We start from the raw sequence: 12,702 nt of genomic DNA on the forward strand, positions 1-12,702 counted from the left end.
ATCATCTTCTCTCTCCTTTAGTTCCACTATATACACTTTTTCCCTTTATTTAAACATAGTCAAATATGTTTATTTTGTAAATATAAATTAGTTATTTAGACTCAATAAAATATCAAAAACACAAAAAACCGGGGTCTATAGACACCGGTTTTTATCAACTTTACACTTCATTATATAAAGGTTCTGAGTTTTGTAGTTTTTCGACTTTTTCTTCAAAACCCGTATCGGCATTGATGAAAATACGATACGTATCATTTTTTATTGTCCCTAAAAACTCATAGCATAGCACTTCTTCGTTTAAATCATTCGTAATAATTGCTACACGGTCTTCCATCACTTTTACATTCGAGTTCAGCTTGGTTTTTGCCTGTTCTTTCGAAATTTTAGGTTTGGGAATATCTCTTGTACGATGTTTTAATAAGAAGTCTTTAGCTGAGAAACCAATCACAGATCCATCTTCTAAAGACATTTTCATTTTAACTGAATCCGGATAAATCCGAACTCCACTTTCCGTTTGCTCTACGAATGTAAAGACTCCCATGTTATCGTATTGAGCGCTTTCAGCCATTACTAGGCTTTCAAAACGATGATCTTTTAAAAACTTATTCGCTTTGTTCATAGCATCGTTTAAACTAATATTTTGTTTTTTAATATCTCGATCTTCGAGCACCCAAAGCGGATATCCACCTTTTTGTGTAATATCCATATACGTCTCTTGTTTAGTCTTTGGATCTGTAATGGTTAAGCTGTACACTTCATAATCAGCGTCTTTTCCGCTCTTTACAATATGAATTTGTTCATTTCCTTTTAAATTCAAAAACGAACGCGCCACTTGTTTTGCCACATCTTCACTAACTTCTCTACCTTTTAATTGATGAAAAGCGTTTTTTTCCTGCTCATTCGTTGCATTCATAACGCCTAAATCTGTTTCGGCAAAAGAATCCATACTTTTTTCAACGGTTTTTAATCCGTCAATAATCGTATTGTCCCCTTGCTTTTCTTTTGTCGCTAAGGCTAACTCAACATCCATCCAGCGCAAGTTATTATCAATGACCAGATGCTGTACTTGGCGCATTTCATTTTGAATTTCGCCTGACTGATCATAAAGCGCATTTAACGTTTTATACTCTTTATCTGTTAAGGGGGATTTGCTTAAATCCCTTACCGCCACTTTGTACGTAAAATCACCAACATCTGAAAGAAACTCTTCTGTTTTATTGAACGGTAACAGCGATAAAGGCAGCTGTCCTACATCGTTATGAGCTTCAGAAGTTAAACGCCATACTTCTGCAAGCGCGGGCGAAAGCTGATCTCTCGAACTCATGGCAAGCGTACCACCGATTTTATCATTTAATAAATCTATCCGATATGACAAATCATGAAATGCTCGTTGATACGTATTCTCCGCTTGAAGCAGCACAGCATCTTTTTCTTGATGTTCGCTGTACCCCCAATACCCTACACCTACAACACCAATAGCTAATAATACAATTAAAATTGTTCGAATCATGTTTCCTTCACCTCTCTTTATCGACAGAAAATGTGTTTCCCGATTTGTTTAATTTGAGGACGTGACCAAATCCATGCGCTTGTTGCTGTATCCGGATTAAAGTAATAAATAGCATTCCCGGTAGGATCCCATCCGTTAATCGCATCCATAACCGCTTTTTTAGATGTTGGATTGGGTTCAAGCCAGATTTGTCCATCTGCTACAGCAGTAAATGCACGCGGTTCAAAAATAACTCCAGCAACTGTATTTGGAAATGACGGACTGTTAACTCGGTTCAAAATAACGGCAGCTACGGCTACTTGGCCATTATATGGTTCACCCCGTGCTTCACCATGCACGGCATTTGCCATGAGCTGAATATCATTTTGTGAAAAGCCGCTTGGTACATTCACCGCTGTTGGCTTTTGTGCTTTTTCTTTCTGCTGTTCAGAATTTCCTTTAGACGTATTACGCTGCGGCTGACTGGCAGGTTTTTTTGCTTGAGAAGATCCGCTTTGTGCTTTTTGCTGACCATTGTTCCCGCTGCTTTTCCCACTGCTACCGCTTCCTTTAGACTGTTGATCAAGAGGCTGACCGCCATAGTGCGTAAACTTATTTCCTTTTCTAATTTGATTTTTCACATAGTTTTCGTGATATTTTGTTGCGTTGGCTAATTTAATCTTTGTTTGCCAGCCTGCTAAACCGTCAATCTTTTTAATGCCAAATTCATATTGAAAATTGCGCAGTGCCCAGTATGTGCTCCATCCAAATACACCGTCAATTTTCCCATTGTAATAACCTAAATACTGAAGTCTCGACTGCAGCTCAATAACGTCATCTCCAACTGCTCCGTGTTGAATGACTTGATTTGAAAACGCGTGAGCGGCCTTTGGACTCACAACGGACGCTGCAATAAATGAACATATGCATATGAGACATGCATACTTTTTAAAACATCGAAATGATAACATGACAAAACCTCCTACATCGTATGTAACTGATAAGATGATAGGAGTATTTTTTGTAAAGGTTGTTTTTTTATACAAGATGCGCAAAATTTACCGAAATGAAAAAACTCAGCTCGTAAATCTCTCAAAAAAGATTTACAAGCTGAGCCTAGACAATCGATGGCTGTTTGGCCTTTTTTACTTTTCTTAACGCCAGCCACCATAAATAAATCATAAATGGAATAATAATAAATACCCAATGATCCATTGTTTTTAAAATATAATCATATGTTCCATGTAAAATGAGCGGCGCAAATACGGAGTACAGCGTCCACTTCGTTTTTTCCTTTCCTTCAGAAAACTTTGCTTTCCCTAAATAATACCCCATAATGACGCCGAATAAAGCATGACTAGATACGGGTAAAAAGGCTCTTCCTAGCGCTGATTCTAAACCATTTGCAAATAAATATAAAATATTTTCAACGGTAGCAAAACCTAATGAAACAGCTGCCCCGTAAACAATTCCATCATAATGCTCATCAAATTCCACATGCTGATAAATCGTGAAATATAAAATGAACCATTTGAAAAATTCTTCTAAAAAGCTTGTCGTAAAAAATGCTTGAAGAAAAGGTGATTGAAAAACGTGTTCTTCACCAAATACATATTGAATAAACATAATTGGCAAAACAAGCATTGCTCCAAAAATAAATGTTTTTAATACCATTGAAATAGGCTCAGTTTCATATTCATCTTTCAAATAAAAAAAACTTAACAATGCCAATCCTGGCGCAATGCCTGCAGATACAATCGCCAACATAAATAGCGCCTCATCTCCTCTATTTTTTTTAATAGTAACATGTTATCTTTAGGATGAAAATCTCCGTCTATAATGTCCTTATCTTTATATGTAAATGCTCACATAACTTGCTGTCGATTTACAAAGCCTAACAAAGACCTTAAACAAGTATACCAAAAAATGTATCATACTTATATGAAAAATTGAAAGGAGCTCTTTATGAAAACTGTTTATATTCTTCACACCGGCGGCACAATCTCTATGAAAGAAGACACGGCAACTGGATCAGTAACACCAGATATTCAAAATCCGCTTCACCGCTCAACATCATCTGTTTCAGGTATGGCCAATGTAATCGTAGAAGAAGCATTTCATCTGCCTTCTCCTCACATTACTCCTAAGGAAATGCTTATACTTTCAAAAAAAATACGCGATAAAATTAATGAAGGCAAAATTGATGCAGTCGTGCTAACCCACGGTACGGACACGCTGGAAGAAACCGCTTATTTTTTAGATTTAACAGTGCATACAGATATTCCAATTGTCTTAACTGGAGCCATGAGATCAAGCAATGAAATTGGTTCAGACGGTCCTTATAATTTTATATCTGCGGTTCGGGTGGCTATTAGTGACGGTGCAAAAGGAAAAGGTGTCTTAGTTGTGATGAACGATGAAATTCATACCGCTGAAAATGTGACCAAGACCCACACAAGCAACGTAGCGACATTTCAAAGCCCTCAGTACGGGCCAATAGGATTAATCACAAAACGCGGCGTATCTTTTCACCACATGCCTACAGAACACGAATTTTATCCTGTCAATCAGATAGATAAACAAATCACTTTATTAAAAGCTTATGCAGGAATGGACGACCATTTATTTCAAGCAGTGGCTTCAATGAATGTTGATGGACTTGTAATTGAAGCCCTCGGCCAAGGAAATCTACCTCCTCTCACAATTCCAGGCATTCAATTGCTTTTAGAGCGAAAGATACCCATCGTGCTCGTTTCCCGCTGTTTTAATGGAATTGCTCAAGATGTATATGGATATGAAGGCGGCGGCAAGCAGCTGAAAGAGATGGGCGTTATTTTTTCAAATGGCTTAAATGGTCCTAAAGCACGTATTAAACTGTTAGTTGCTCTCCAAGTAACAACGAATCATGATGAACTGCAGCAGCTATTTAATCATTAGTAAAACAACGCATAGAAGCCTATGCGTTGTTTTTGTTAATAATATGAGAAGCAATTGATTTTCCATGAAAACGTCCATTTTCGATAAAAATCTCATTAGCATTGTTTCCTGCAGCAATCACACCAGCGATATAAATTCCTTCCACGTTTGTTTCCATGGTCTCTTCGTTAAAAGAAGGGCTGCCTGTTTCATCATCTAATTCCACACCCATTTTTGTTAAGAACGAATGATCAGGATGATACCCAGTCATCGCAAAAACGAAATCGTTACTAATCGTAGATTCTTTCCCTTCCTGTTCATATGTTACCGTTTCATCCGTTATCTTTGTTACATGAGCATTAAAATGCATCCTAATTGTCCCATTTCGAACCAGAGCCTCAAATTCAGGCAATATCCAAGGTTTTACGCTAGGCGAGTAATCTGAGCCACGATAAATAACCGTCACTCTTGCATCACACTTCACCAATTCCAGAGCTGCATCGACGCTAGAATTTTTTCCGCCTATAACGACTACATCTTTATCAAAGTACGGATGCGCTTCTTTAAAATAATGAAATACCTTTGATAAATCTTCACCAGGCACATTCATATAATTAGGATGATCGTAATAGCCTGTAGCTATAATGACATTCTCCGCTTCATATGTCTCTTTAGATGTTGTGACAATAAATTGGTTTTCCGCTTGTTTGTCTACTTGCAAGACACGTTCAAACGGCTGAATTCGAACTTGCCTGCGCTTCACCACTTCTCGGTAGTAAGCAAGAGCTTGGTTGCGCACAGGCTTACGATTTTCGGTAATAAAAGGGACATCCCCAATTTCTAGTTTTTCACTCGAACTAAAAAACGTTTGGTGGGTCGGATAGTTATAAATGGCATTCACAATGTTCCCTTTTTCAATTACAAGGGCATCAATACCTGTATGTTGAAGCTCGATAGCTGCTGAAAGGCCGCATGGTCCTCCGCCAACAATAATTACTTTTTCTTTCTTCATGCCTGTCACTCCTTCAGTTGTAAACGCACCTTTTTTTTATTTTAACGCAGTGTAAAACAAAAAAATCTCCTCATTAATGATAGGAGATTTTTTCTATTTACGCAATTGTTCTGCTGTTCTGTTTTTAAATCCAGCCTCTGAAACGAGAGCCTTCTGCCATTTTTCTTACGCCTATCATATAAGCAGCTAGACGCATGTCGACTTTTCGAGTTGTAGAGGTTTCGTAGATGTTATTAAATGATTTAACCATTACTTTTTCAAGCTTTTCTTCTACTTCTTCTTCCGTCCAATAATAACCTTGGTTATTTTGCACCCATTCAAAATAAGAGACTGTTACACCGCCGGCACTTGCCAAAACGTCTGGAACTAATAAAATTCCTCTCTCTGACAAAATGCGCGTTGCTTCAAGAGTTGTTGGTCCATTTGCTGCTTCTACTACAATACTCGCTTGAATGTTATGGGCGTTTTCTTCTGTAATTTGATTTTCAATCGCAGCTGGAACTAGGATGTCACAGTCAAGTTCAAGCAGCTCTTTGTTGCTGATTGTATTATTGAATAATTTTGTTACTGTACCAAAGCTATCGCGTCGATCTAATAAATAATCAATGTCTAAACCGTTAGGGTCATGCAGCGCTCCGTACGCATCGGATATCCCTACAATTTTAGCGCCAGCGTCGTGCATGAACTTAGCTAAAAAGCTCCCTGCATTTCCAAACCCTTGTACTACTACCCGTGCACCTTGTAATTCAATGCCTCGTTTTTTCGCTGCTTCACGAATACAAATAGTTACTCCTTTTGCAGTCGCTGTTTCACGGCCGTGCGAACCACCTAAGACAAGGGGCTTTCCAGTAATAAAGCCCGGTGAGTTAAATTCATCAATCCGGCTGTATTCATCCATCATCCAAGCCATAATTTGTGAATTTGTAAACACATCCGGCGCTGGAATATCCTTTGTTGGTCCAACAATTTGGCTAATCGCACGAACATATCCGCGGCTTAAACGCTCTAATTCTCCAAAAGACATATTTCGAGGATCACAAACAATTCCACCTTTTCCTCCACCGTAAGGAAGGTCAACGATTCCACATTTTAAACTCATCCATATAGATAGAGCTTTTACTTCTTTTTCAGTTACGTTTGGGTGAAAACGAATTCCGCCTTTCGTAGGACCAACTGCATCGTTATGCTGCGCTCGGTGACCTGTAAAAATCTTAACTGATCCGTCATCCATACGAACAGGAATTTTTACTGTCATCATTCGTAATGGCTCTTTTAATAGTTCATACACTTCATCAGGATAGCCTAGTTTTTCTAACGCTTTATGTATCACTGTTTGTGTAGATTTTAAAACATCATGCTTCTCTTCTTGACTATTTTTACTGTCTTGCATCTTGTCGGCTACCATCTGTAAACCTCCTAAAATGTATCGAAAATTATTCGTTTTTAATTGAATGGTGCTTCTTTCATGACATAGTATACACCCTTAGTTTTACATTGCAAAGGAAAATATCGAACTTTTAGTATTTTTTGTGTTCTTCCAAGAAAACGCTTCCAATAACTTTACAAGGTATGCTACAATGTTTTAAGTCTGCCTCTTTTCTAGTATGCTTTAATCGTCTAAAAAAAATAAAAAACACCCGGTGATAAAGAGCACTTTCAACAACTTTGTACAAGCTGAAAGTGCAGCCACTCTTATTTTAATAAAAGTGCTTTATCCTTCACGGGTGTAATTATTTCAATTAAACAATTAAGAAAAGACAGAATTAATATACTCCAAAGCTCTCTTTTCTACTAACATTTTTCCATATTCATTTACGCGGTGCTTTGTAATTGTAGAGGGATTTCCATACTCCGCCAAAACCGCAATCATATTCCCAACTTCAGCCGGTGACAGCATGTGATAATCCAACAGCACGTAAAAACGTTTTTCAAATGAATAGAGCACGCTATCCGTATCGTAAAAGTTTGACATGCGCTTGGTCAGCTGAATGACATCTTCAAATGAATCAAACTCAAAAAACATGTCTTCGCTTTCATCTAGCATGACCTGCATTTCAATGAAGTCCTCGAACTCGTCTTCATCGAACTCACCGTAGCTGGTTTCTTCTTCATACTGCTTCGTCACAAATACAACCATTCCCTGTGCTTGAAGTGAAAAAACTTCTACCGAAAGAGAATTTGTAGGTTCAAAGTTCAGTTCTTGAGAAGCTTGCTCTATCATCTCACGAAAAAGCTGTTTTACTTTGAATGTATCTGTCCATAGATCTTCTTTTGTTAACCCTCTTTCTTGTAAATCATCGTAGGTCAAAAAAACTTTTAGCTTATTATAGTTTAATCGTTCAAGCCTCATTAGCGTCCCTCCCCGCTTGCACTCATAACCACATGGTTCGATAATGCAGTATATGTATTTTTTGGAAAACGGTTCGTGATGTTTACTTACGAGTTTACAGGTTTATGATAGGAAAGACAAGCTATTCTCAATCAATTTCTGCTAATTTTTTTGTTAGCCAGCTGTTCCACTCTTCTTTTGTATTTCCTAAAATAAACGGCTGGGCCTCGCCTTTTCTTTTGCTATCTAAACCATCAAACACATAACCGCCTAACCCTACTTTGAGATGCGGGAATTTCTTTATCATTTGGTTCGTCAAGTTTAGTGTTTTCTCGGCATTTTCCATCATTGTGCATGACATAAATAAAAACGTTGGGTCTACTTCTTTAACAATTAACTCAACATCTTTATCTTCAATGCTGCTTCCTAAATAAATAACCTCAAACCCTTTACGGCGTAAAAATAGCGTAAAGACTAGGAGTCCCACTTCATGTGTCTCATTAGGTCCGCATACAGCAATCGCTTTAGGCAATAAGCCATTTGAAGGCAGCGAATAAAAAATCATGCTGATACGCGTTTTTAATACTTGAGTCGTATAATGCTCATGAGCACTTGTAATTTGCCCTTTTTCCCACATATCTCCAACCGTCACGAGTAGAGAACCCAAAATATCAATAACCACTTTTTCTACCGAATACAGGCTAAAAGCATGATTAATTAAATCCTGTGCTTTTCCTTCTTCAAAAGATAAAAGCATCGTTAACAGCTCATCCCTAATTTTTTGAGGGGAGTCTACTTCTCCTTCTTCTTCAAACGTTCCTACTGTACTGCTTTCCGTTTCTAATAACGAAACCGCTTGACTGATGGTAAAACCTCCGCTCACTTTTTCCGTGAGCCATTTTAATTTCCGCAAATCTTCCTCTGTATATAACCGATGCCCCGAATCGTTGCGGACAGGATTTAAAATTTGATAACGTCGTTCCCATGCACGCAAAGTTCCCGGCTGGATTCCGACCATATTTGAGATGGCTTTAATATTATACTTCCCTTCGTGAGCCATACGTAACCTCCAACTACTCTTCGTGAACTGTATCTATTAATTGAATTATAGGATAAGTTATCCTGTGTGTAAAATTTGTATATGCTATGTAAAGAGTTTGTTCAAGGCTATTCTTTCCTTTTTAAAGTAATATAATGCGTTTGGGCTCTAGCTTGTAAACGGAGAGGCAAAGAGGTTGTACCATATCCGTTACTGACAAAAAGAGGAATCTTTCTTTTTTCTTTCAGCCCTCCTAATTCATACATACCCAAATTAAATAAGCGTATCTGTCCCCCGTGTGTATGCCCGCTCAAAATTAAATCTACTTTTGATTCTTCATCTACATAATAGATAACATCAGGATTATGGCTTAGAAGAATGGTAAGCTGTTCAGGTTCAATGGAAGAAACGGCTCGCTTTAGATTCATCTGACCTTCTGATAAATCATCTACCCCCGCAAAATGGCAGGTAGTACCATATTTAGAAACGGCAAAGGCATGCTCATTTTTAAGGGCAATAACTCCTTCATCTTTAAGCATCTGCTTCAATTGCATCTGACTTACTTCGTAATCATTATTTCCCCACACAAAATAGACGGGTCCTAGCTTTTTAAGCTGTTGAATATTTTGACAAGCCCGCACTAAAGGGACTCCTCCTTCTAGTAAATCACCGCCTATGATCACAAAATCTACTTCGCCCGGTATTTTTTCCAACAGCTTCGACGAAACTGTTCGCTTATGTATATCCGATATAAAAAACAGGCGCAAAGGCTGCTGATTTTCAGGAAATCTTGATAAATGAATCGTTCTTTTTTCGACATATGTACGATGGGCTTCTGAAAACATAAAAATCAGCAAGCCTATGCCTAACGCTAAAACAATTAAAAGAATAACCATATATTCTCCTTCTTTTCATTTTATATCCGATGTGTTTCCTTTAAAGAAGAAAGGGCATAAATTATCGCAATTGTTAACAAACCTACTACTTGATAAAGTGCAATTGCACTTAACGATAAAATTCCTATCACACATAGACATGAAACAAGGTATTCATGCCATTTTACCTTATAGCCTTTTAGAAGCAACCGACTTTGCAGAAACACTTTACGAACTGCCGCCGACAGACAAAAAAGAGCCGTGAAAAACAAGATTATAACACTAAACACATCTAACGGATGTAAAATCATTTGAATAAGTAAATAGGTTAACGAAGCTTTTGAGCCTACAGCCGTTAAACTGCTGATATAATAACTGCATAACCACGCAGCCAGCAAGTTAAACCAATCCCTCACAAAAAAACCCCCTTCACTAAACTTCTATGTAAAAAGAGGCTTTTTCATGCGATTCTATTTGTTTTCATGATATAAATTAATTCCATAGGTTGACTGCATCCAGCGGAACGTTTCTTTTCGGTGCTCCCATGTTTCAGGCGTCGCCCATAGCTCTTTGCTTCTTTTAATAATCTCACAGCGCAAATCTTGAAAAGTCTTTTCTGCTTTCTCGCTTTTTTTCTGCAGCTGTACAGTATAAAAGTAAAGTGAGACGGTAAGCAATAGAAACATCAAATGTCCCATGTTGCCTAACAAAAATGAAAAAAATTCGCTAAACGTCGTAAAAAAACCGCTTTGAAATATGAAAAAAAAGTAGCTAATAACAGCCGTTACACTGGCTAAAAACAAAAGCTTCCATTTTTTCTCTTTAGCTTTCAGCTTATTGACTGTCTCTTTTCTTTTAATAACGCTAGCTAATATATATTGAAGTGTTTCATCGTTTTCAAAGTCTATCACTTTGTTTTCCATTATTCCACCCCCCCCTCGTATGCTAGTACAACATATGAGGGAACATAAAAGATTATGTGGGTAGTATTGAAARTAATGGCTGTTTCCTTAACCTTTACTGCATTAATTCTTCTGGCTGTGCAGATTCCCCTTTTGATTTTCGTATCTGCAGGCCCAATAAAAAATCAATGAGAAAATGAGTAAAAATCGTGACATACAAATTTTCAGTCCACCAAAAAAGCAACCCTATTAAAAAGCTTAAAAACACAACCGAAATAAAAAGAAACCACTTTTTTAAATATCGAATGTGAACCAGTGCAAATACAATACTCGCCCAAAAGAGGCCAAACTGAACTTGTATAACCCCTCGAAATAATATTTCTTCTGAACATGCAACAATTAGGCAAATAAGGATCAGATGAGGAACAGAACGATTAGCAAATAAACGTTCATTGATCCCTCCGTCATCGTATAAATGCTCAGGTACGCATTTCATTAGAAGTATATCTCCTCCTACTACCAAGAGAGCTGTTCCTCCCCCGTACAATAAAATAGAAGACCAATCCAGCTGAAAAAACTGCAAAAAGGAATTCCACGAATCGAATGTAAAAAAACCGATGCCTAAAGCAATGAAGCAGATGAGCAGCTGTGTTACATATAAATTTTTAACTAGCTCTGCATCTGTCATGGATGAAATAAGCTCTTGCTGTGATTTTGCCATTATATCTCTCCTTGACGAAGCAAACGAGCTAATTCTAATTCCCAGCCTTGAAATGTCCATTGCTCCTGCTCACCATTTGTTTTTTTATAGTTTTCTAAATCCAAGCCGCAGCAATCGCAACAATTCTCAAGCTCTGATTTTCCCGTTTCATCGAAATAGCCAAGCAGCACGTGACGACGGCATTCTTTTGTCTCAATAAACCCCTTCATCGCACGATACTTGTCATGTTTGTTTCGAAGACGTTTATTTACAGCTGCAACAATCGTTTCATGCAGCGATGCAGGAATTTTCCAGGGTTCAACATGTTCATTTTTCACTACATTTTCTCTGTACAAATAATAACGAATAAATCGCCAATGTGTTTCTTGAACACCTACTGTATAGAGAAAGTGAGACTCTACTTGTTTTAAAGGAATGGCCTGATCATGGTTTCGTAAATACGACAAGCAGTATAAGATAGTATCTGAAGAAGGAAGCTCAATTTCAAGTAAAGAATGAGCAAAATCATCGTCTCCTTCAGCATAAAGCAAGATCGCAATACTGTTTCGCTGATCGCGTCCACTTCTTCCAATTTCCTGTACATATGCTTCTAGCTGCGTAGGTGTATGAAAATGAATAACAAAGCGAACATTCGATTTGTTAACCCCCATTCCAAATGCACTTGTGCAGCAAATGATATCAAGCTGATTTTCTAAAAATTGCTGTTGAACAAGCATTCTTTCATTCGGTTCCATTCCCCCATGGTAATACTGCACTCGCTGTATCCCATTTTCCTTTAGAAGCTGTGTTAACGCTTCTGTCCAAGATCGGCTGGAACAATAGATAATTCCCGGACCTTGCAGTTCACTAACGTACATCAGTAATTTCTCTTTTTTTTCTTCAATACTTGCAACAAAATCAACTTTCATCGCAATATTACTTCGATTCATGGAATAGATGTGCTCGTTGACAACAGGAAGCGATAAGTAGCGCTTAATATCTTCCACTACTTCCCTAGTCGCAGTTCCCGTTAGTGCTAGACATAGTGGACTGCCAAGTTCCTTCCATATATCTCCTAGYTGTAGATAATCTAAACGAAAATCATGTCCCCACTGAGAAATACAATGCGCCTCGTCCACAACAAAAAGGCCTACCTTTGCCTGCTTTAATGCTTCTACTACAACAGCATTTTGCAAAATTTCAGGAGATGCATAAATAAAACGATAAAAAGCTAAATTTTTTAGCGCTCGTTGTTTTTCTTCTTGTTGTAGGAAACTATTTAAGGCAATAACTCGCTTTTCTCCGCTTGCCTTTAGTTGTTGAACTTGATCTTCCATCAGTGAAATTAAAGGAGATACAATCAGCACCGGTCGGTTCAACAAATAAGCTGGGAGCTGATAGCACAATGATTTTCCTGTTCCTGTAGGAAGAACCGCTAAC

13 protein-coding genes are annotated in these 12,702 nt (G+C 37.9%); 1 reads left to right on the forward strand and 12 read right to left on the reverse strand.

Translation table 11 applies throughout. The annotated features are described in order from the left end of the window. Positions 1-160: 160 nt before the first annotated feature. The 3 genes from ypeB to prsW all read right to left on the reverse strand — a co-directional run bounded on the left by ypeB (position 161) and on the right by prsW (position 3,256). Positions 161-1,510, reverse strand: a complete 1,350-nt coding sequence (gene ypeB, locus AC1DRF_RS09225; RefSeq protein ID WP_427075250.1) for a germination protein YpeB — start codon at positions 1,508-1,510, stop codon at positions 161-163. Between the two features lie 17 nt (positions 1,511-1,527). Further along, positions 1,528-2,460 (reverse strand): spore cortex-lytic enzyme, encoded by a 933-nt coding sequence (gene sleB, locus AC1DRF_RS09230; RefSeq protein ID WP_057233606.1) that lies wholly within the window; start codon positions 2,458-2,460, stop codon positions 1,528-1,530. A 145-nt stretch (positions 2,461-2,605) separates the two neighbouring features. Then, positions 2,606-3,256 (reverse strand): glutamic-type intramembrane protease PrsW, encoded by a 651-nt coding sequence (gene prsW / locus AC1DRF_RS09235; protein WP_013059034.1) that lies wholly within the window; start codon positions 3,254-3,256, stop codon positions 2,606-2,608. Positions 3,257-3,454: 198 nt separating this feature from the next. Here prsW and AC1DRF_RS09240 point away from each other — a divergent pair, with 198 nt between their 5' ends. Further along, entirely contained in the window at positions 3,455-4,426 is a 972-nt protein-coding gene (locus AC1DRF_RS09240) for an asparaginase (RefSeq protein ID WP_427075251.1), read from the forward strand. A 19-nt stretch (positions 4,427-4,445) separates the two neighbouring features. Here AC1DRF_RS09240 and AC1DRF_RS09245 read toward each other — a convergent pair whose 3' ends face one another. The 9 genes from AC1DRF_RS09245 to AC1DRF_RS09285 all read right to left on the reverse strand — a co-directional run. Next, positions 4,446-5,417, reverse strand: a complete 972-nt coding sequence (locus AC1DRF_RS09245; protein WP_043976363.1) for a YpdA family putative bacillithiol disulfide reductase — start codon at positions 5,415-5,417, stop codon at positions 4,446-4,448. A 124-nt stretch (positions 5,418-5,541) separates the two neighbouring features. After that, positions 5,542-6,807 carry a Glu/Leu/Phe/Val family dehydrogenase gene (locus tag AC1DRF_RS09250; protein ID WP_370506064.1) on the reverse strand — a complete coding sequence of 422 codons (1,266 nt, stop codon included), beginning with the start codon at positions 6,805-6,807 and terminating at the stop codon, positions 5,542-5,544. Positions 6,808-7,164: 357 nt separating this feature from the next. Beyond that, the gene (locus AC1DRF_RS09255) at positions 7,165-7,767 is read right to left on the reverse strand and encodes a genetic competence negative regulator (protein ID WP_043976361.1); all 603 of its coding nucleotides are present in this window, start codon (positions 7,765-7,767) and stop codon (positions 7,165-7,167) included. A 127-nt stretch (positions 7,768-7,894) separates the two neighbouring features. After that, positions 7,895-8,806 carry a MerR family transcriptional regulator gene (locus tag AC1DRF_RS09260; protein ID WP_025750422.1) on the reverse strand — a complete coding sequence of 304 codons (912 nt, stop codon included), beginning with the start codon at positions 8,804-8,806 and terminating at the stop codon, positions 7,895-7,897. 107 nt (positions 8,807-8,913) lie between these two features. Next, positions 8,914-9,681 carry a metallophosphoesterase gene (locus AC1DRF_RS09265; protein WP_427075252.1) on the reverse strand — a complete coding sequence of 256 codons (768 nt, stop codon included), beginning with the start codon at positions 9,679-9,681 and terminating at the stop codon, positions 8,914-8,916. Positions 9,682-9,701: 20 nt separating this feature from the next. Further along, a complete protein-coding gene (locus tag AC1DRF_RS09270) occupies positions 9,702-10,076 on the reverse strand; it encodes a hypothetical protein (protein WP_427075253.1) in 375 nt (124 codons plus the stop codon). A 54-nt stretch (positions 10,077-10,130) separates the two neighbouring features. Next, entirely contained in the window at positions 10,131-10,583 is a 453-nt protein-coding gene (locus AC1DRF_RS09275; RefSeq protein WP_097824550.1) for a DUF2663 family protein, read from the reverse strand. Between the two features lie 94 nt (positions 10,584-10,677). Beyond that, positions 10,678-11,283 (reverse strand): CPBP family intramembrane glutamic endopeptidase, encoded by a 606-nt coding sequence (locus AC1DRF_RS09280; RefSeq protein ID WP_280158610.1) that lies wholly within the window; start codon positions 11,281-11,283, stop codon positions 10,678-10,680. Next, positions 11,283-12,702, reverse strand: a 1,420-nt coding sequence (locus AC1DRF_RS09285) for a RecQ family ATP-dependent DNA helicase (RefSeq protein ID WP_477740635.1), incomplete at its 5' end; no start/stop codon positions are given. The genes AC1DRF_RS09285 and AC1DRF_RS09280, both read right to left, overlap by 1 nt.

The sequence above is a fragment of the Priestia sp. P5_B4 genome, assembly GCF_056400385.1.

What these genes read in the sequence shown, in the direction of transcription:
- prsW (WP_013059034.1), bottom strand. Translation starts at nt 3,256, where the DNA reads ATGTTGGCGATTGTATCTGCAGGCATTGCGCCAGGATTGGCATTGTTA.
- AC1DRF_RS09260 (WP_025750422.1), bottom strand. Translation starts at nt 8,806, where the DNA reads ATGGCTCACGAAGGGAAGTATAATATTAAAGCCATCTCAAATATGGTC.
- AC1DRF_RS09245 (WP_043976363.1), bottom strand. Translation starts at nt 5,417, where the DNA reads ATGAAGAAAGAAAAAGTAATTATTGTTGGCGGAGGACCATGCGGCCTT.
- AC1DRF_RS09280 (WP_280158610.1), bottom strand. Translation starts at nt 11,283, where the DNA reads ATGGCAAAATCACAGCAAGAGCTTATTTCATCCATGACAGATGCAGAG.
- AC1DRF_RS09265 (WP_427075252.1), bottom strand. Translation starts at nt 9,681, where the DNA reads ATGGTTATTCTTTTAATTGTTTTAGCGTTAGGCATAGGCTTGCTGATT.
- ypeB (WP_427075250.1), bottom strand. Translation starts at nt 1,510, where the DNA reads ATGATTCGAACAATTTTAATTGTATTATTAGCTATTGGTGTTGTAGGT.
- AC1DRF_RS09255 (WP_043976361.1), bottom strand. Translation starts at nt 7,767, where the DNA reads ATGAGGCTTGAACGATTAAACTATAATAAGCTAAAAGTTTTTTTGACC.
- AC1DRF_RS09250 (WP_370506064.1), bottom strand. Translation starts at nt 6,807, where the DNA reads ATGCAAGACAGTAAAAATAGTCAAGAAGAGAAGCATGATGTTTTAAAA.
- AC1DRF_RS09240 (WP_427075251.1), top strand. Translation starts at nt 3,455, where the DNA reads ATGAAAACTGTTTATATTCTTCACACCGGCGGCACAATCTCTATGAAA.
- sleB (WP_057233606.1), bottom strand. Translation starts at nt 2,460, where the DNA reads ATGTTATCATTTCGATGTTTTAAAAAGTATGCATGTCTCATATGCATA.
- AC1DRF_RS09275 (WP_097824550.1), bottom strand. Translation starts at nt 10,583, where the DNA reads ATGGAAAACAAAGTGATAGACTTTGAAAACGATGAAACACTTCAATAT.